Source organism: Kitasatospora sp. SUK 42 (assembly GCF_015776785.2).
Lineage (GTDB): Bacteria > Actinomycetota > Actinomycetes > Streptomycetales > Streptomycetaceae > Kitasatospora.
In genome coordinates this window covers 985,622-1,003,833 of the sequence record NZ_LFMD02000007.1, presented here as the reverse complement: position 1 = coordinate 1,003,833, position 18,212 = coordinate 985,622, and the positions used below count along the sequence as shown (strand labels likewise).

Genomic DNA, 18,212 nt, shown 5'->3' with positions numbered 1-18,212 from the left:
GCCCCGGGCGGTTCCAAGCGGCTCCGGGAGGGCGCGTGGTCAGGCCGGGTAGGCGTGGGTCTGGGTGGCCTTGACCGAGGCCCAGACCGCTGCCCCCGGTGCCAGTCCCAGCTCCGCGACCGCGGCCGGGGTGAGGTCGGCGGCCATCGGCAGGTCCCCGGCGAGTTCGGCGCGCACCCGGTCGCCGTGCAGGTCCAGGCCGGTGACCTCGGCCTGCCACAGGTTGCGCGCGCTGGACTGCGGGCGCTCCCGGTACAGGGTGACGGCGGAGGGCGGGAAGGCCACGAACGCCGGGCCGGACAGCTCCTCGACGGTGGCGATGGCCAGCCCGTCCGGGAGGACGACCCGGGTGCCCTCGGCCCGGCCCTGGTACAGGTTGAGTCCGACCAGGCGGGCGATGTAGTCGGTGCGCGGCCGCCGGGCGACCTCCGCCGGGCTGCCGGACTGCACCTCGTGGCCGTCCTCGATCACCACCAGCCGGTCGGCCAGCACCATCGCGTCCAGCGGGTCGTGCGTCACCAGCACCGCGACGGCCTCGAACTCGGTCAGGTGGCGCCGCAGTTGGGCCCGAACGTCGAGGCGGGTCCGGGCGTCCAGGGCGGCCAGAGGCTCGTCCAGCAGGAGCAGCCGGGGGCGGACGGCCAGCGCCCGGGCGAGCGCGACCCGCTGCGCCTGGCCGCCGGAGAGCCGGCCGGGGCGCACCGAGGCGTGGTCGGCCAGGCCCATCCGCTCCAGCCAGGTGGCCGCCTCGGCCCGGGCGGCGCGCTTGGGGAGGCCCTGGCACCGCGGGCCGAAGGCGACGTTGTCGAGGGCGCTGAGGTGCGGGAACAGCAGGTAGTCCTGGAACACCACGCCGACCGGCCGCTCCTCGGCGGGGGTGTGCAGGCGCTGGTCCGGGTCCTCCAGGAGACGGTCGTCCAGGCGCAGGTGGCCGCCGGTGAGCGGGAGCAGACCGGCGAGGGCGCGCAGGGCGGTGGACTTGCCGGCGCCGTTCGGGCCGAGCAGCGCGATCACCTCGCCGGGGGCGGCGGCGAGGGTGAGGTCCAGGCTGAACGCGGGGCGGTCCACCCGGAGTCGGGCGTCCAGGGCGGTGCCGGCACCAGAGGTGCTCGCGGTGTTCGGGGTGTCCATCGGGGTGTTCATCCGGGCGGCGTCCTGGGTCACGGGGTCGACATCCAACGGTCGCGGAGGCCCACCAGGACGGCGACGGAGACCACCAGCAGCACCAGCGACAGCGCGATCGCGGCCTGTGGATCGGACTCCATGGCCAGGTAGACGGCCAGCGGCATGGTCTGGGTGCGGCCCGGGAAGTTGCCCGCGAAGGTGATCGTCGCGCCGAACTCGCCGAGCGCCCGGGCCCAGGCCAGTACGGCGCCGGCGGCGATTCCCGGGGCGATCATCGGCAGGGTGACCCGGCGGAAAGCGGTCAGCCGGGAGGCGCCGAGGGTCGCGGCCGCCTCCTCGTAGCGGGGGTCGGCGGCCCGCAGCGCGCCCTCGACGCTGATCACCAGGAACGGCATCGCCACGAAGGCCTCCGCGATCACGACCCCGGTGGTGGTGAACGGCAGCGTGATGCCGAAGGCCGAGTCCAGCCAGGAGCCGACGATGCCGCGCCGCCCGAGCACCAGCAGCAGCGCCACACCGCCGACCACCGGCGGCAGCACCAGGGGCAGGGTGACCAGCGCCCGGACCACCCGCCGTCCGGGCAGTTCGGTGCGGGCGAGCAGCCAGGCCAGCGGGACGCCGAGGACCAGCGACACCGCCGTGGCGGCCGTCGCCGAGATCAGCGACAGCCGCAGGGCGTCCCAGACGGCGGTGCTGGTGAGCTGCTCGGACAGGCCGCTCCAGGGCGCCCGGACGAGGAGGCCGACCAGCGGGAGGATCAGGAACGCCAGCCCGAGCAGCGCCGGGAGCAGCAGCGTGACCGGGATCCGGTGCGCCCCCTGGCGACGGCGCGGCAGGGCCGGCGCGGACCCGCCGTTCGTACCGCGCCTGTCGCGCCCGGTGGTGCGGTTCCTCACGGCGTCTGGAAGCCCGCCGCGGTCAGCACCTGCGCGGCCTCGGGCGACCGGACGTACGCCACGAAGGCGGCGGCGCCGTCCTTGTTCGGCGCCTTGGCGAGCGCGGCGATCGGGTAGTCGTTCACGGCCTTGTCGGCCTCGGGGAAGTCCACACCGTCGATCTTCGCAGCATCGGAGCGCACATCGGTCCGGTACACCAGGGAGGCGTCCACCTCGCCGAGCTCGACCTTGGTGAGCGCGCCCTTCACGTCCTGCTCCAGGGTGACCGGGGTGAGGTCCAGGCCGGCGGCCTTCAGCGCGGTCTGGGCGGCGGCGCCGCAGGGCACCTCCTTCGCGCACAGCGCGACCTTCACCCCGGAGCCGGTGAGGTCCTTCAGGCCGGCGATGTGCTTGGGGTTGCCCTTGGGCACGGCGATGGTGAGGGTGTTCCGGACGAAGGTCTTCGGCTCGCCGTTCGCGCCGCCCGCGTCGGTGACGGTCTTCATGGTGGCCGGGCTGGCGGCGGCGAAGACGTCGGCCGGGGCGCCGGAGTTGATGCTGGTGGCGAGGCTGGAGCTGCCGCCGAAGTTGAACTTCACCTTGGTGCCCGGGTTGGTGGCCTCGAACTTCTTGCCGAGGTCGGTGAAGGTCTCCTTGAGCGAGGCGGCGGCGAAGACGGTGATGTCGCCGGTGGCCTTCGGGACGCCGCCGTCGGAGGTGCCCGAGGAGGCGGAGGCGCCGGACGCGGACCCGGTGGACTTGCCGCCGTCGCTGCCGCAGGCGGTGACCCCGAGGCCCAGGACGAGGGCCGCCGCGGTGGCGACGGCGAGCCTGCGGGTGGCGGTGGTACGGGTGCTCATCAGTGCTTCCCCTCCGGGCGCGCGCCGGAAGGGGCGCGGATGACTGGCCGCAGATGCGGCCATTACGGCGATCATAGTGCCGCAAATGCAAGCGATAAATCCTCTGTCGCTTTGCACGGGAGGGGTGGGGCGGGAAATTCCGTCGCGTCGAGGCCGGTCGAACGGCCAGAGTGGGCGCAGCCCGTACGTACGACCGGAGAACCGCTCGGATCGGGCCATCAGTCGAGCAGCAAGGGGAGGAGTCCGCCCATGTCCACACTGCGAGTCACCGCCGAGAGACTGGTCATTCTTGAGCACCCGAATGCCGACGCCCTGGAGCTGGCGCAGGTCGGCCTCTACCGGGCGGTGGTCGCCAAGGGGATGTACCGGACCGGGGACTACGCCGTCTACATCCCCGAACAGGCCGTCCTCCCCGACGGGTTGATCGAGGAGTTCGGGCTGACCGGCAAGCTGGCCGGATCGAGGGCGAACCGGGTGAAGGCGGTACGGCTGCGCGGAGAGCTGTCCCAGGGCGTCGTCTGCCGGCCCGCCGTGCTCGCCGGCACCGACCTGGCCGCGGCCGCCGAGCGGGGCGAGGACTTCGCCGAGCTGCTCGGGATCGTCAAGTGGCAGCCACCGGTGCCGACTTCGATGAGCGGTGACGTGGTCAGCGCGCCGGACCTGCTGCCCTGGGTGGACATCGAGAACCTCAAGCGCCACCCCGACGTCTTCGAGCCGGGCGAGCCGGTGGTGCTGACCGAGAAGCTGCACGGCACCTGCTGCCTGGTGACGTACACCGCCGCCACCGGCGAGGTGCAGGTATCGTCCAAGGGGATCGGCGCACAGGGGCTGGCGCTGGCCGAGGACGGGCACAACCTGTACTGGCGGGCGGTGCGCGCTTACGACATCCCGGCGGTGGCGGCCCGGCTGGCCGAGCGGCTGGGCGCCGAGCGGGTCGGCGTCTTCGGGGAGGTGTTCGGCGAGGGCGTGCAGGACCTGACGTACGGGGTCTCCGCGCGCACCGAACGGCCCGGGTACGCCGCGTTCGACGTGTCGGCGGTGGCGGACGGGCGGCTGAACTGGCTGCCGGCAGCTGAACTGCTGGACGGCGAACTGCCGTTGGTGCCCGAACTGTGGCGCGGACCGTTCGACGCCGAGACGGTGCTGGCGCACGCGCAGGGCAAGGAGACCCACTCCGGGCGTGAACTCCACCTGCGCGAGGGCGTGGTGGTCCGGGCGGTGACCGAGCGCTGGAGCCCGGTGACCGGCGGGCGGGCGATCGCCAAGGTGGTCGGCGACGCCTACCTGACCCGCAAGGGCGGCACCGAGTACGAGTGAGCCGCGCGCGGACCTCCTCCGTCGTCGCGCCGTCGTGCGGCCGCTTCCTCGGCTGAATACCAGTCAGTTAGGTTGAGGAGTAGTCAATGCCGAGGGAGTGAAGAAGGAGTGCCGATGGTCACCGCAGCCGCTGTACCCGGACCGACCGGGAACCCCCTGGTCGGATCGCTCTTCGACCTCACCCGCCGTCCGCTGCGCACCTACCTCGCGGCCCGCCGCGATCACGGGGACGTGGTGCGCTTCCTCGCCGGGCCGCCCGGCCTGCGCGCCGAGTTCTTCGCGGTGTTCTCGCCCGAGGGCGTCCACCAGGTGCTGGGCAGCGAGGCGGCCAACTTCCGCAAGGAGAACGCCTTCTACGACGAGCTGCGGATCAGCGTCGGCAACGGGCTGCTGACCAGCCAGGACGACGACTACCAGCGACAGCGCAGGCTGATCCAGCCGCTGTTCACCCGCCGCCGGGTGGACGGCTACGCGAACGCGCTCGCGCAGGAGGCGCAGGCCCTCGCCGAACGCTGGCGGGGGCTGCCGGGCGGGGAGGTGGACGCGGCGGAGGAGATGTCGCGGTTCGCGCTGCGCGCGGTCGCCCGGATCCTCTTCGGCGCCGATGTGGACGAGGCGGTGGCGGTGGTGAACCGCAGCTTCCCGGTGCTGGGCGCGTACGTCAACGAGCGCGCCTTCGCGCCGGTCCGCCTCCCGCGCACCTGGGCGACGCCGGCCAACCGGCGCGGACTTGAGGCGCAGCGGGCGCTGTACGAGGTCTGCGACCGGATCATCGCCGAGCGGGCGGCGCGCGGGGGCGGCGACGAGGACGCGGACGACCTGTTGACGCTGCTCGTGCGGGCGCGCGGTGAGGACGGGGAGCGGTTGGATCCGTCCGAACTCCGGGACCAGGTCCTGGTGTTCCTGCTCGCCGGGCACGAGACCACGGCCACCTCGCTGGCCTTCGCGCTGCACCTGCTGGCGAAGCACCCGGAGCAGCGCAAGCTCGCCCAGGAGGAGGCGCGGACCGTGCTGGCAGGGCGGGCGCCGACGGCGGCGGACCTGGACCGGCTGCCGTACATCACCCGGGTGCTGAAGGAGGCGATGCGGCTCTTCCCCGCGGCGGCGCTGATCGGTCGGCGGGCCGTCGAGGAGACGGTGATCGACGGGTACGTCATCCCGGCGGGGGCCCAGGTGGTCGTCGCGCCGCTGGTCACCCACCGGCACCCGGAGCACTGGCCGGAGCCGGAGCGCTTCGATCCGGACCGGTTCCTGCCGGAGGAGGAGAAGGGGCGGCACCGGTACGCGTGGTTCCCGTTCGGTGGCGGTCCGCGGGCGTGCATCGGGCAGCACTTCTCGATGCTGGAGGCGGTGCTGGCCCTCGGGGTGCTGCTGCGGGACTTCGAGGTGGAGGTGGTGGACCGGCGGGTGGCGCTCGCGCAGGGGATCACGCTGCGGGCGGCGAGCCCGATGCGGGTGCGGGTGACGGCGGTCGGCTGACGGCTGACGGGTTTCGGGTTTCGGGTTTCGGGTTTCAACTTTCAGCGAACGGATAACAGATTTCAAACTCTGTTATTCGTTCGCTGTTTGTTGTCCGCCGTCTGCCGCCCATCGCCCTCCGGGCACAGAACCGGGCCATTCGAACACACCACCCCCATTGCGCGTGCAGCTTTTCAGATCTTCGCCTGACTGATTCAGGCCCCTCGATAGCGTCCCACGCACCCCGGGCCGAAAGCGCACATGCGGCTGGCATATGCCCAGCCATGGACCGTCCATGGACGGTCCGCCCGGCCGGGGGAGCCCGGGCGCACGCCGTCCCGCCCCGGGCCCGACCGGTCGACCGGAGGTCCCATGGGCACCCTCAACCACTTCAGCTTCGGCTGGCTGACCCCCGTCCTCTCGTACCTGATGGCCTGTGCCGGCGCCGCCCTCGGGCTGCGCTGCACCCTGCGGGGCCTGGCCGCGAGCGGAGCAGCCCGGCGGAACTGGCTGCTCACCGCGGCGGCCGCGATCGGCTCCGGCATCTGGACCATGCACTTCGTCGCCATGTTCGGCTTCAGCGTCGACGGCACCGAACTGCGCTACAACGTGCCGCTGACCGTGCTCAGCCTGGTCGTCGCGGTGCTGGTCACCGGCCTCGGCCTGACCGTGGTCTGCTACGGCAGGCACCGCGGTCTCGCCCTGCTCGGCGGCGGCTTCACCACCGGCGTCGGCGTTGCCGCGATGCACTACCTCGGCATGGCCGCCGTACGGATGCACGGCGCCCTGCGCTACGACACAGGGACGGTCGCGCTGTCCGTGCTGGTCGCGGTCGGCGCCGCCACCGCCGCGCTCTGGGCCGCCGTCACCATCCGCAACGTGTACGCGGCGGCCGCCGCCTCACTGGCCATGGGCCTGGCCGTGAGCTGCATGCACTACACCGGCATGGCCGCCGTCCACGTCCAGCTGGACCCCGTTCGCACCGGCCTCGGCGGGGCCAGCCCGATGGACTTCGTCTTCCCGCTCGCCGTCGGCCTCGGGTCCTTCCTCTTCCTCGCCTCCGCCTTCGTCGCGCTCTCGCCGACCCTCCAGGAGCGGGCCGGCTACCTGGCGGCGGGCGAACCGGTCGGCGAGGGGTTCCCCGTGCCGACCGCCCACCCTGACGTCGAGCCTGTGGACTCCGGGCTCGGCGCCTCGTACCGGCGCGACCCCGAACATCGCGACCCGGGGCGCCACGAACGCGTCGCCTGACCCGCCCGCTGCACGCCGCCCGCCGCCCGCACGCCCGCCCGACGCCTGCCTCCGTCCGAAAGGCCCCCTCACCCATGCGAGAAGACCGTGGTACCGCCCCCGGCGCCCGCCGGGGTGCCCACGCCGGGCCGCCCGCCCGAACGCCGCGCCCCGGCCCCTGGCTGCGCGGGCTGCGCCCCCGGACCGTCCGCGCCCGGATCATCGCCCTGCTGATGGTCCCGGTCGTCTCCGTCATCGCCCTCTGGAGCTTCGCCACCGTCACGACCGCCCAGGGCGTCTGGGAGCTGCTGCGACTGCGCGACACCCAGCGCACCCTGCTCACGCCCGTCGCCGGGACGGTCGCCGGGCTCCAGGCCGAACGGGCCGCCGCCGGCCAGCTGTTGGCTGCTCCGAGTACCGCCCCCGGCGCAGCCCCCGGTGCCGCCACCGGAGCCGCCCGGGAGAGCGCCCTGCGCGATGCCGCCGCCACCACCGACCGGGCGCTCGCCCCGCTCTTCCCCGACCCCCGCCACCCCGGCCAGGGCTACAACCGCGCCGACGCCGAGGGCCTCGGCGCCGATGCCGCCACCCGCCTGGACGCCCTAGCCGCCTCCCTGGCCGCGCTGCCCGACCTGCGCGCCAAGGTGCTGGCCCGGAGCGTCAGTTGGCCCGATGCGTACGCCGCGTACGGCGCGGCGGTGGAGCGGGCGCTCGCCGTGTCCGGCGCCGTCGCCCCGTCGCAGGGGCACGGGGCGGCCGCCGACGCCCGGGTGTTGCAGGAACTGGCCCGCTCCCGTGAACTCCTCGCCCGCGAGGACGCGTTGCTGTGCGCGGCCCGGCTCTCCGGCGCGTTCGGCGACGACCAGCTGCGCGAGTTCGACGGCCTGGCCTTCGCCCGGCGCGAGTTCGAGCAGGGCGCGACCGCCGACCTGGGGGCCGCGGACCGGGCGGCGCTGCTCGCGGTCACCGGCGGCCAGGACCACCGCGACCTGGTCGGCTACGAGGAGCGGGTCCGCGGCGCCGCCGACGGCCGGACCGCCATCGCCGCCGTTCCCGAGGACCGGTGGGAACTGGTCGCGGGGAACGTGGCCGGCGGCCTGCGTGCCGTCGAGGACCAGGCCGGTCGGGTCGCCGCCGAGCGCCACGACCCGTACGCCCTCGGCCTGTTCACCTCGGCCGGGATCGCCGTGCTGCTGGGCCTGCTCGGCGTGATCGCCTCGCTGGTGATCTCGGTGCAGATCGGGCGCGGCCTGGTCACCGAGCTGATCGGCCTGCGCAACTCGGCACTTGACCTCGCCGGTCGCGAACTCCCCGCCACGATACGGAAGGTGCGTGCGGGGGAGGAGGTGGACATCGAGGCCGAGGCGCCCCGCCCGGTGGGCCGCGACGACGAGATCGGTCAGGTGCACCGGGCGCTCGGCACGGTGCGGCGCGCGGCCGTCACGGCGGCGGTCGAGCGGGCCGAGGTGCTGTCCGGGGTGTCCGGGGTGTTCGTCAACCTCGCGCGCCGCAGCCAGGTCCTTCTGCACCGCCAACTCACCCTGCTGGACGCGATGGAGCGGCGCACCGAGGACCCGTCCGAGCTGGCCGACCTGTTCCGGCTCGACCACCTCACCACCCGCATGCGCCGGCACGCCGAGGGCCTGATCATCCTCTCCGGCGCCGTCCCCGGCCGGGCCTGGCGCCGGCCCGTCCCGCTGGTGGACGTGGTGCGGGCGGCCGTCTCGGAGGTCGAGGAGTACGCCCGGGCCGAGGTGCACCCGCTGCCGCGCGCCGCCGTCGTCGGCCACGCCGTCGCCGACCTCACCCACCTGGTGGCCGAACTGGTGGAGAACGCCACCGGGTTCTCCCCGCCGCACACCAGGGTGCACATCCGGGGTGAGCGGGTCGGCAACGGCTACGCCCTGGAAATCGAGGACCGTGGCCTCGGCATGGGCCCGGCCGCGCTGCTCGCCGCCAACCGGCGGATCACCGCCGCCGAACAGACCGACCTGTTCGACAGCGACCGGCTCGGCCTGTTCGTGGTCAGCCGGCTCGCCCGGCGGCACGACGTCAAGGTCTCGCTGGTGACCTCCGCGTACGGCGGCACCACGGCGGTCGTCCTGCTGCCCACCGAGCTGCTGGCCGACGAGGGCGACGGGCAGGCCCACCATGCGGGACCGGTAGCGGAGTTGGACGTGGTGACCGCCGAATCGGGCCCCGCCCCCAGGGTGTGGGCAGGGGCCCTGACGGCGTGGCCGGGGCCGGTCCTCCCGGACGGCGGGACGACCGGAATCGAGCTTCCGGCGGCGGGTGGGCCGCTGCCGGAGGGAGGGGCGCTGCCGCCGCCCGGCATCCGGGGTGGCGACCCCGGGCCGGCGCGCCGCAGCCCCTTCCGGGCCTCCGGTGCCCGGACGGCCGGACCGGCCGCGGACGGGGGCGCGGGTGCCGCCGCCCGTCCGCAGGCCGGTCCGCCGCAGCCCCGACCCCAGCTGGACGACCCGCCGCAGTCGCGCCGTACGGCGACCGCTCCCGTGCCGGCGGAGGAGCGGCCCGGCCCCGGCGACCCTCGGGTCGCGTTCTCCCAACTCGGCGACGGACCGGAGCAGTTGCCCCGAAGGGTGCGCCAGGCGGGCCTGGTGGCGCAGTTGCGCGAGGCCCCGGCCGGCACCGACCCGCGCACCCGCCGAACCTCCGTCGCCGGGGCCGACACGGCGCCCGCGGGCCGCAGCCCGGAGGCGGCGCGTGCGGCGATGTCCGCCTTCCAGAGCGGTTGGGCCCGCGGCCTGCGCCCGGACCAGCGGTCCGAGGAGCCGCCGTTCGACGCGGCCCCGCCCCGGCCGCCGCGCCACCACCCGTCCTCGTCCCGAACCGAAGGAGAGCGTCCGTGATCGGCACCACCCACCGCGCGGGGGAACTGAACTGGCTCCTCGACGAGTTGGTCCACCGCGCCCCAGAGGTCCGCTTCGCCGTGATGCTCTCCGCCGACGGCCTGGCCATGGGAGCCTCGGCCGGACTGGACCGCGAGGACGGCGAGCACCTGGCCGCCGTCGCCTCCGGCTTCCACAGTCTGGCCAAGGGCGCCGGGCGACACTTCGGCGCGGGCGAAGTCCGTCAGACCATGGTCGAGTTGGAGGGCGGCTACCTGCTGGTCGCGGCGGCCGGGGAGGGTACCTGCCTGGCCGTCTTCGCCACCGCCCGGGCCGACCTCGGGCTGATCGCGTACGAGATGGCCAGACTGGTCCGGCGGGTCGGGGAGCACCTGGGCGCCCCGCCCCGCGCGGTGCACGGCGGGTGAGCCCGGTGCCCCGCCCGGACCGCCGGTCCCAGCCGGAGGACGCGTTCCACCCGTACCACCAGCGACATCCGGAGCATCCGCGGGCCGAGCCCGGCCGACACCCGCGCAATCCGCTGGACGCCGCGTACCGGGCCCGCTGGTTCGACGACGAGGCCGGGCCGCTGGTCCGCCCGTACGCCATGACCGGGGGGCGGACCGGGGGCGGCGAGCAGCAGTTCGACCTCATCGCCGTGGTCGTGTCCGAGCTGCCCGACCCGGCGTTCGCCCCGGACGAGCCCGAGCCGCCGGTCGGCCCGGAGCAGGCGCGCATCCTCGCCCTGTGCCGTGGCACCCCGCTGTCCGTGGCCGAGCTCGCCGCCGACCTCGACCTGCCGGTCGGCGTCGTGCGGGTGCTGCTCGGCGACCTGCTGGCGGCCGGGCTCATCCGGGTCCGTCGCCCCGTTCCGCCCGCCCTGCTCCCCGACGAGCGCATCCTCCAGGAGGTCATCCATGGACTCCGCGCACTCTGACCACCCGTCCTGGCCCGTCCCGCCGGACACGGCACCGGGCGCCGCCGCGGACCCGGACGGTGGTGTGCTCGCGCTCAAGATCCTGGTGGCGGGAGGCTTCGGGGTCGGCAAGACGACGCTGGTCGGCGCGGTCAGCGAGATCCGTCCGCTGCGCACGGAGGAGCAGCTGACCGAGGCCGGGCGCGGGGTGGACGACCTCGGCGGGGTGGAGCGCAAGACCACGACCACGGTGGCGATGGACTTCGGGCGGATCACCATCCGCGAGGGCCTGGCCGTCTACCTGTTCGGCACCCCGGGGCAGGACCGGTTCTGGTTCCTGTGGGACGAGCTGGCGCAGGGCGCCCTCGGCGCCGTGGTGCTCGCCGACACCCGGCGGCTGACCGACTGCTTCCCGGCGGTCGACTTCTTCGAGCACCGAGGCATCCCGTTCGTCGTCGCGGTGAACCGTTTCGCCGGGACGCGGGAGTTCGGCCCGGACGAGGTCGCCCGCGCGCTGGACCTGGACACCGGTACGCCGGTGGTGCTCTGCGACGCTCGCCGGCGGGCCTCCGGCAAGGAGGTGCTGATCAACCTGGTCGAGCACGCCGGACGGGTGCACGCCGCCCGGCTGCTCGCGGATGTCTCGCCGGTGCGCTGAGGGGCGGCCGTGCCGGGGCGGCGGTGGACGGAGTTCGGCTGACGGATCACAGCCGACAGATAACAGCTGACAGATTTCGAAAGCTGTCAGCTGTTAGCTGTTCCCTGTCGGCCGCCCTCTGCCGCCTGCCGCCTACCGCCCGTCGGTAGCCGATACCCGGCAGGCGCCCGACGGCCGTTTCTCGACGGCTGCTACCCGGCGGCCGCTGTCCGCCAGCCGCCGCGGCTCAGCTGTGCCACTGGAACACGATCTTCGTCCAGGTGGACCCCGGACAGTTGCCCCACACCGCCCAGGCCTGCTGGCGGGCGCCGATCCACAGGCCGACGGAGTACTTGCCGTTGGCGCAGTAGGTGATGGTGCGCAGCCGGCCGGAGTAGACGTTGCAGTACCCCTCCCAGCGCCAGCCGTAGTTGGCGGTGATCACGCAGTGGTAGGCGGCGGCGTCGATGGTGGGCGAGGCCGCGGCGGCCCCGGGGGTCACGATCTGGTGGTGGACCGACGCCGCGGCGGCCGGCAGGGTGGCGGTCCCGAGCAGGCCCAGGGCGGCCGCGGCGGCCATCCCGAACGTGGCGATCTTCCTGGCGATGCAGCCTCGCATGCGGTTCTCCTCGCTCTACGGTGCCAATCGAGGGGCGTCCCGGCCGGCGGGTCGGCGGATGGACGTGAATTCCCGCCTCCCGTCCGATCGATGACGAAATGCACACGACTGACTGCGAAGGGTGAGACGACGGCCTATGATGTGACCTGTGTCACAACCTGGCCGGTTGTGGCGCGATCAGGCCCAACTGGGTGTTGGGGATGCCGATTTCCGGGGAGAGCGGCATGGCGGCGGATTGCGGCGGGCGATGTGCGGGTGGACGGGGGAAGGGCTTCGGTCGCGGGTCGGTGGATCGCCAATCCGCCGACTTCAACCGGGTGTTCACCGACCTGCTGCCCAGGCTCCAACAGGCGGCCGTGATGCTCACCGGAAGCCCGCTCGCCGCCGGGGACGTCGTCCACGACGCGTACCTGCGGATCGCCCGGCGCCCCGAGCGCTTCCTCGGCCATCCACAGCCGTACGCCTACGTGTTCACCACCATGGTCAACCTCCTGCGCGACCAGTGGCGCCGGGACCGCCGCCGGGTCCCGCTGCCCGGGGTGCCCGAGCTCGTCGAGGCGGCGGAGCGCGGCTGGTCCGCACTCGATCCGCCGCCCGGCGGGATGGCCGAGCTCCAGGCGCGCTGGGAGGTGCTCCGGCTGCTCGGCTTCCTGACCGCCAAGCAGGCCCGCGCCGTGGTGCTGGTCGACCTCGACGGCTACTCCGTCGACGAGGCCGCCGAACTGCTCGGTCTGCACCGCAGCACCCTGGCCGTCACCCGGCGCCGAGCCCACGGCCGACTGCGCGCCGTCCTGGAGCACGAGCGCCGGCACGGCGCCTGAGCGCTCTCCGTCCGCTCCGACGCACCGAACTGACGGCAAGTCGGCTGATGTGCCGCCCCGGCCCGTACGCTGAAAATCGTGATCACGGACGAGGACCGCCGCCGCCTCCGCGCCCTGGCCGAGAACGGCCGCTGGCCCGAGCTGCTCGCCGCCTACCGGCAGGGCCGGGCGGCCGCCGTCGCGCAGGCCGGGGAGGAGACTGCGGCGGCCCTGGCCGCGCCGCTCGGCCACCTGATCGCCTACGCGGCGCCGCCCGAACTCTCCGTCCGGCTGTTCGACGCCGACGGCGGCGCGGGGACGGTCGCCGGGGTGGCCGACCACGACGCCGGACCGCTCTGGGAGGTGCTCGCCACCCGGCACTCCTGGCTGCGCCTGGCCCCGTTGCTCGGCCCGGCCCCGGTGCGCCGACTGGTCGCGCACACCCGGGTGCTGCTCGGCGAGGACCTCTCGTACGGGGCCGAGCCCGACCTGGAGGGCGTGCCGCTGCGTCTGGAGCCGTGGGAGAAGGCGGGCTGGGACGAGGCCTCCCGGGTGCGCGAGTACCTGCCCGGCGGCGGGGCGCGCAGTGCGCTGCTGACCCTGCCGGCCAGCCGGGAGGGCCTCGGCGAGGTCGAGCTGCCGGAACCGGGAGCACGGCTTGGTGGGCAGCGGGTCACCCGGGGGCTGGCCGAACTGACCGCGCTCGCGCCCTGGACGGAAGTGGTCTGCGTGCGTGGTCAGGCCCCGCTCGCCGCCGCCGTGCTGGCCCGAGGCCGACGGGTGGTCGGCGGCTACCTGCCGTTCGCGCTCGCCTATCCGGCGCTGGTGCAGTCCGCCGCCGTGGGCCGGACGCACGGCTGCGCGCACGGGCGGCTCGGCCTGTGGCGGGTGCTCGGCGCGATGGCCGGAGCGGACGGGACGGACGGGGCGGACCGGGCCGAGATCAACGCCCTGGTGGCCCGGATGCGCTGCTTCACCTGGCAGGAGCCGGCCGCGGGGCTGCGCCATCTGCACCTCGCGCTGGAGGATCCGGCGAGCGGGGTGGCCTGGGCGGTCAGCGGTTCGCAGGAGCTGTGACGGGGCCGCGACGGCGGCCGCAAGAGGGTCTGCGACAGCAGGAACCCCCGGCCCGGCGCCGTTACCGGGGGTTGGTGGGTGGCGCCGGACCGGGGGAGTCGGGGGTGCCGCTCAGGCGGCGGCGGGGGCGGTGCCCTGGGCGGGGACGGCCTGGGGGGCGGGCTCGGAGGCGGGCTCCGGAGCGTCGGCGGTGCCCGGAGCGCCGGGTGCTCCGTGGGCGTCGACCAGGGTCAGCTCGTCGAAGGGCAGCTCGCCGCCCAGCACCCGGCGGGCGCGCTCGGCGTCCAACTCGCCGGTCCAGTGCCCGATCAGCACGGTCGCGACGGCGTTGCCCGCGAAGTTGGTGAGCGCCCGGGCCTCCGACATGAAGCGGTCGATGCCGACGATCAGTCCGACGCCGTCCACCAGGGCCGGCTTGTGGGACTGCAGCCCGCCCGCGAGGGTGGCCAGTCCGGCGCCGGTGACCCCGGCGGCGCCCTTGCTGGCGATCACCATGAACACCAGCAGCGAGAGCTGCTCGCCGAGCGACATCGGCTTGTCCATCGCCTCGGAGATGAAGATCGAGGCCATGGTGAGGTAGATCGCGGTGCCGTCCAGGTTGAAGCTGTAGCCGGTCGGCACGGTGATGCCGACGACCGGGCGGCTGACGCCCAGGTGCTCCATCTTGGCGATCAGGCGGGGCAGCGCGCTCTCGGAGGAGGAGGTCGAGAGGATCAGCAGGAACTCGCGCCCGAGGTACTTGAGCAGCGCGAACACGTTGACCCCGGCGATCAGCCGCAGCAGCGCGCCGAGCACCACGACGACGAACAGCGCGCAGGTCAGGTAGAAGCCGATCATGATCACGGCGAGGCTCTTCAGCGCGGCGGTGCCGGTGGCGCCGACCACGGCGGCCATCGCCCCGAAGGCGCCGACGGGCGCGACCCACATGATCATCGACATGACCCGGAAGACCAGTCGCTGCAGGTGCTCGATCCCGCGCAGCACCGGCGCGCCGACCGGGCCCATCGCCTGCAGCGCGAAGCCGGCCAGCAGCGCGACCAGCAGGGTCTGCAGCACCTTGCCCTGGGTGAGGGCCGAGAAGAAGGTGTCGGGGATCATCCCGAGCAGGAAGTCGGTGGTCGACTGGGCGCCGCCGGCGGCCGCCTGGGCGTGGCCGGACTTGGCGAGCGCGGCGGTCAGGTGCAGTCCGCCGCCGGGCTCCAGCAGGTTGCCGACGACCAGGCCGATGGCCAGCGCCACGGTGGACATCGCGAGGAAGTAGCCGATCGCGAGGCCGCCGACCTTGCCCACCTTCGCGGCCTTGGTGACCGAGCCGATGCCGAGCACGATGGTGCAGAAGATCACCGGGCTGATCATCATCTTGATCAGGTTGACGAAGCCGGTGCCGACCGGCTTCAGCTCCACGGCGAAGCCGGGGGCCGCGAGCCCGACCACCACACCCGCGACCACCGCGGCGATCACGGCGAGGTAGAGGTAGTGGGTCCGATCCTTGTGCCTGGCTCTCTCCGCCTTCGCGGCTCCGGCGATCGACATCTGCGGCTCCTTTGCCCTGCAGTCCTGGTGGCCCCTGGGGGTGGGCCGCTCTGACTATGGGTGAAGGGGTGACGGGGGTCACGTTTGCGTTCATAGAGTTCACGGCCGGAATCCGCGCCCGCCTGGGCTCCGGCTGATGCCTGGTCGTCGGCCGCTGATGGTCGGACGCCCCGGGGTTGGTCGCCGGTCGCTGGTCGCCGGTCGCTGGTTGCGGGTCGCGGGTCGCGGGTCGCGGGTCGTGGGTCGCCGGTCCTGGGGCCGCCCCGGGCCCCGAAGGCGCCGGAGGCCGTGGTGCACACTGGCAGGCATGTCCGTGAGCACCGTCCCCACCCGCTCGCGTCGCCGGTGGTTCCCTCCGCCGCGCCGGCTGGTCCGCAGCCTGGCCGGGCAGCTGTTCGTCGTCCAGGTGGTGATCGTCGCCGCCGTGGTGGCGGGCGGTGCGGTGCTCGCGTACCTGTACACCGCCGAGCGCACCGAGGACGCGGCCCGCCGGGAGGTCACCTCGGTCGCCCACGCCGTCGCCGACTCGCCGTCCGTACGGGCCGCCGTCGCCGGGCCCGACCCGACCGCGGCGCTCCAGCCGTACGTCGAGAGGGTGCGCCAGGACTCCGGGGTCTCCTTCATCACCGTCATGGACACCAGCGGGGTGCGCTGGACCCACCCCTTCCCCGAGCAGATCGGCAGGCCCTACCTCGGGCACATCGACTGGGCGCTCGCCGGGCAGACCCGCAGCGAGACGTACACCGGCACCCTCGGCCCGTCGGTCCGGGTGGTCACACCGGTGTGGGGCGAGGGGCACCGGGTGGTCGCGCTGGTCAGCGTGGGGCTGACGCTGGAGTCCATCTCCGCACAGCTGAGCACTCCGCTACTGGCCCTGGTCGGGGTCGCGGTGGCCGCGCTCGCCGTCGGCGGGGTGGGCACCTACCTCGCCAACTCCCGTCTGCGGCGGCACACCCACGGCATGGGACCGGCCGAGCTCAGCCACCTCTACGAGTACCATCAGGCGACCCTGCACGCGGTGCGCGAGGGCCTGGTCCTGCTCGACCGTGCCCACCGGGTGGTGCTGTGCAACGACGCCGCCCGTGAACTGCTCGGCCTGGAAGGCGAGCTGGAAGGATGCCCGGTCGACGCGCTGGGCCTTCCGGAGGCACTGGTGGCGGCCGTGCTGGGCGAGGAGCCGGTGCGGGACGAGGTGCACCTGACCGCCGAGCGGGTCGTGGTGCTCAACACCTCCACCATCGGCACCGGCCTCGGCCGGGTGGTGACTCTTCGCGACCACACCGAACTCCAGTCACTGTGCGGTGAGTTGGACTCGGTCCGCGGCTTCACCGAGACGCTCGGGGCGCAGGCGCACGAGGCCGCCAACCGGCTGCACGCGGTCGTCTCGCTGATCGAACTCGGCCGACACGAACAGGCGGTGGAGTTCGCCACCGCCGAACTCGAACTCGCCCAGCAGCTCACCGACCGGGTGGTCGCGGCGGTCGGCGAGCCCGTGCTGGCCGCGCTGCTGCTCGGCAAGGCCTCCCAATCCGCCGAGCGGGGAGTCGAGTTGACCCTCACCGAGGACAGTCGGATCGACGACGGGCTGCTCCCGCCCGGGTTCCCCGCGCGGGACCTGATCACCGTGCTCGGCAACCTGATCGACAACGCGGTGGACGCCGCCATCGCCGGAGCCGCGCACAGCCCCGTCCCGCCGGAGGTCACCGTCACCGCGCGGATCGACGGCGAGGGCTCACCGGACGCCTGCCTGCTGCTGCGGGTGGCCGACACCGGGGCGGGCATCGACCCGGCCGCCGTCGAGGACGTGTTCCGGCGCGGCTGGAGCACCAAGCAGGACGGCCTCGGGCACGGCCTCGGCCTGGCCCTGGTCGCCCAGGCCGCCCGGCGCAACGGCGGCACCGTCGAGGTCGGCCGGGAGCGCGGCGCGGTGCTCACCGTACGGCTGCCGCTGGCCGGCCGGGCCGGGGAAGCCGGTCGGCCTGGGGGAGCCGCCGGGGTAGGGGAAACGGGCCGGGCCGGGGAGGCGGGCCGGGCCCGGGGGTCCGGGGATGCCGCGAGCGGCCGGGAGCGGGAAGGGGCGCTGAAGTGACCGGGAACGCCGTGACGGAGAGCGCCGACGGCCGGGCGGGGATCTCCGTCCTGGTCGTCGAGGACGACCCGGTGGCCGCCGCCGCGCACACCCTGTACGTCGAGCGCGAACCCGGCTTCCACCCCGCCGGGACGGTGCACAGCTGCGCCGACGCACTGCGCTTCCTGGAGCGGGCGCGCGCCGCCGGGGCGCCGGTCGACCTCATCCTGCTCGACCTCTACCTGCCGGACGGCCACGGCCTCCAGCTGTGCCGGACGCTGCGCGCCGCCGGGCACACCACCGACGTCATCGCGGTCACCTCGGCCCGGGACCTGGCCATGGTCCGGCAGGCGGTCTCGGCGGGGGTCGTGCAGTACCTGCTGAAACCGTTCAGCGCGGCCGCCCTGCACGACCGGCTGGAGCGCTACGCCCGCTACCGCGACAGCCTCGGGCGCACCGGCGAGGCGACCGGGCAGGACGAGGTCGACCAGGCGCTCGCCCTGCTCCGCACGCCCGAACGCACCACCCTGCCCAAGGGATTGAGCGCGCCCACCCTGGACGCCGTCGCCTCCGTGCTGCGCGAGGCCGAGACGGGGCTGTCCGCGGCGGCCGCGGGCGCCGCCGCCGGGGTGTCCCGGATCACCGCGCGGCGCTACCTCGAACACCTCGTGGACACCGGGTGGGCGGTGCGCGAACCGCAGTACGGGAGCGTCGGGCGGCCGGAGCTCTGCTACCGGTGGCGGGGCCGGGCCTGACCCGGCCACCCGGCCTGCCCGCCCGGCCGGTTCGTACGCTCCTTCGGCGCGACCTGTCGGTGTGACCTTTCGGCGTGACTTTCCGACGCGCCG

Annotated in this window: 16 protein-coding genes; 11 read left to right on the top strand and 5 right to left on the bottom strand. The window is 74.3% G+C overall.

Annotated features, from left to right (window positions below; genetic code table 11):
* Positions 1 to 39: 39 nt before the first annotated feature.
* The 3 genes from RZ50_RS26105 to modA are packed head-to-tail and all read right to left on the bottom strand — an operon-like array spanning position 40 to position 2,860.
* Positions 40 to 1,143, bottom strand: coding sequence for an ABC transporter ATP-binding protein (locus RZ50_RS26105; protein WP_196947631.1), 1,104 nt, complete (start codon positions 1,141 to 1,143; stop codon positions 40 to 42).
* Between the two features lie 17 nt (positions 1,144 to 1,160).
* Positions 1,161 to 1,961, bottom strand: a complete 801-nt coding sequence (locus tag RZ50_RS26100) for an ABC transporter permease (RefSeq protein WP_254803271.1) — start codon at positions 1,959 to 1,961, stop codon at positions 1,161 to 1,163.
* A gap of 56 nt (positions 1,962 to 2,017) precedes the next feature.
* Positions 2,018 to 2,860, bottom strand: coding sequence for a molybdate ABC transporter substrate-binding protein (gene modA, locus RZ50_RS26095; RefSeq protein WP_196947616.1), 843 nt, complete (start codon positions 2,858 to 2,860; stop codon positions 2,018 to 2,020).
* A gap of 249 nt (positions 2,861 to 3,109) precedes the next feature.
* On the opposite strand from modA, the gene RZ50_RS26090 reads away from it, so the two are divergent.
* From RZ50_RS26090 to RZ50_RS26060, 7 genes are all read left to right on the top strand, one after another.
* Complete coding sequence (locus RZ50_RS26090) at positions 3,110 to 4,177, top strand: RNA ligase (ATP) (RefSeq protein WP_196947615.1); 1,068 nt, start codon at positions 3,110 to 3,112, stop codon at positions 4,175 to 4,177.
* 114 nt (positions 4,178 to 4,291) lie between these two features.
* Positions 4,292 to 5,656: a cytochrome P450 gene (locus RZ50_RS26085; protein WP_196947614.1), complete on the top strand. Its 1,365-nt coding sequence runs from the start codon at positions 4,292 to 4,294 to the stop codon at positions 5,654 to 5,656.
* A 351-nt stretch (positions 5,657 to 6,007) separates the two neighbouring features.
* Positions 6,008 to 6,886, top strand: a complete 879-nt coding sequence (locus RZ50_RS26080) for an MHYT domain-containing protein (RefSeq protein WP_196947613.1) — start codon at positions 6,008 to 6,010, stop codon at positions 6,884 to 6,886.
* A 74-nt stretch (positions 6,887 to 6,960) separates the two neighbouring features.
* Positions 6,961 to 9,735, top strand: a complete 2,775-nt coding sequence (locus tag RZ50_RS26075) for a nitrate- and nitrite sensing domain-containing protein (RefSeq protein ID WP_196947612.1) — start codon at positions 6,961 to 6,963, stop codon at positions 9,733 to 9,735.
* On the top strand, positions 9,732 to 10,142 hold the full coding sequence (locus RZ50_RS26070) for a roadblock/LC7 domain-containing protein (RefSeq protein ID WP_196947611.1): 411 nt from the start codon (positions 9,732 to 9,734) through the stop codon (positions 10,140 to 10,142). The genes RZ50_RS26075 and RZ50_RS26070 overlap by 4 nt, the downstream gene beginning before the upstream one ends.
* Before the next feature lie 113 nt (positions 10,143 to 10,255).
* Entirely contained in the window at positions 10,256 to 10,651 is a 396-nt protein-coding gene (locus RZ50_RS26065; protein ID WP_254803269.1) for a DUF742 domain-containing protein, read from the top strand.
* On the top strand, positions 10,632 to 11,288 hold the full coding sequence (locus RZ50_RS26060) for an ATP/GTP-binding protein (RefSeq protein ID WP_196947610.1): 657 nt from the start codon (positions 10,632 to 10,634) through the stop codon (positions 11,286 to 11,288). The genes RZ50_RS26065 and RZ50_RS26060 overlap by 20 nt, the downstream gene beginning before the upstream one ends.
* 226 nt (positions 11,289 to 11,514) lie before the next feature.
* On the opposite strand, the gene RZ50_RS26055 is transcribed toward RZ50_RS26060, so the two are convergent.
* Positions 11,515 to 11,886, bottom strand: a complete 372-nt coding sequence (locus tag RZ50_RS26055; protein WP_196947609.1) for a hypothetical protein — start codon at positions 11,884 to 11,886, stop codon at positions 11,515 to 11,517.
* A gap of 287 nt (positions 11,887 to 12,173) precedes the next feature.
* Here RZ50_RS26055 and RZ50_RS26050 point away from each other — a divergent pair, with 287 nt between their 5' ends.
* Positions 12,174 to 12,707, top strand: a complete 534-nt coding sequence (locus RZ50_RS26050; RefSeq protein WP_308272277.1) for an RNA polymerase sigma factor — start codon at positions 12,174 to 12,176, stop codon at positions 12,705 to 12,707.
* A gap of 78 nt (positions 12,708 to 12,785) precedes the next feature.
* Entirely contained in the window at positions 12,786 to 13,763 is a 978-nt protein-coding gene (locus tag RZ50_RS26045; RefSeq protein ID WP_196947607.1) for a hypothetical protein, read from the top strand.
* Positions 13,764 to 13,874: 111 nt separating this feature from the next.
* Here the strand turns inward: RZ50_RS26045 and RZ50_RS26040 are convergent, their stop codons facing one another.
* Positions 13,875 to 15,296 carry a cation:dicarboxylate symporter family transporter gene (locus RZ50_RS26040; RefSeq protein WP_196947606.1) on the bottom strand — a complete coding sequence of 474 codons (1,422 nt, stop codon included), beginning with the start codon at positions 15,294 to 15,296 and terminating at the stop codon, positions 13,875 to 13,877.
* A 307-nt stretch (positions 15,297 to 15,603) separates the two neighbouring features.
* Between RZ50_RS26040 and RZ50_RS26035 the strand changes: the two genes are divergently transcribed.
* Both RZ50_RS26035 and RZ50_RS26030 read left to right on the top strand, forming a co-directional pair.
* On the top strand, positions 15,604 to 17,385 hold the full coding sequence (locus RZ50_RS26035) for an ATP-binding protein (protein WP_196947605.1): 1,782 nt from the start codon (positions 15,604 to 15,606) through the stop codon (positions 17,383 to 17,385).
* On the top strand, positions 17,382 to 18,119 hold the full coding sequence (locus RZ50_RS26030; RefSeq protein WP_308272274.1) for a response regulator: 738 nt from the start codon (positions 17,382 to 17,384) through the stop codon (positions 18,117 to 18,119). The genes RZ50_RS26035 and RZ50_RS26030 overlap by 4 nt, the downstream gene beginning before the upstream one ends.
* Positions 18,120 to 18,212 lie beyond the last annotated feature (93 nt).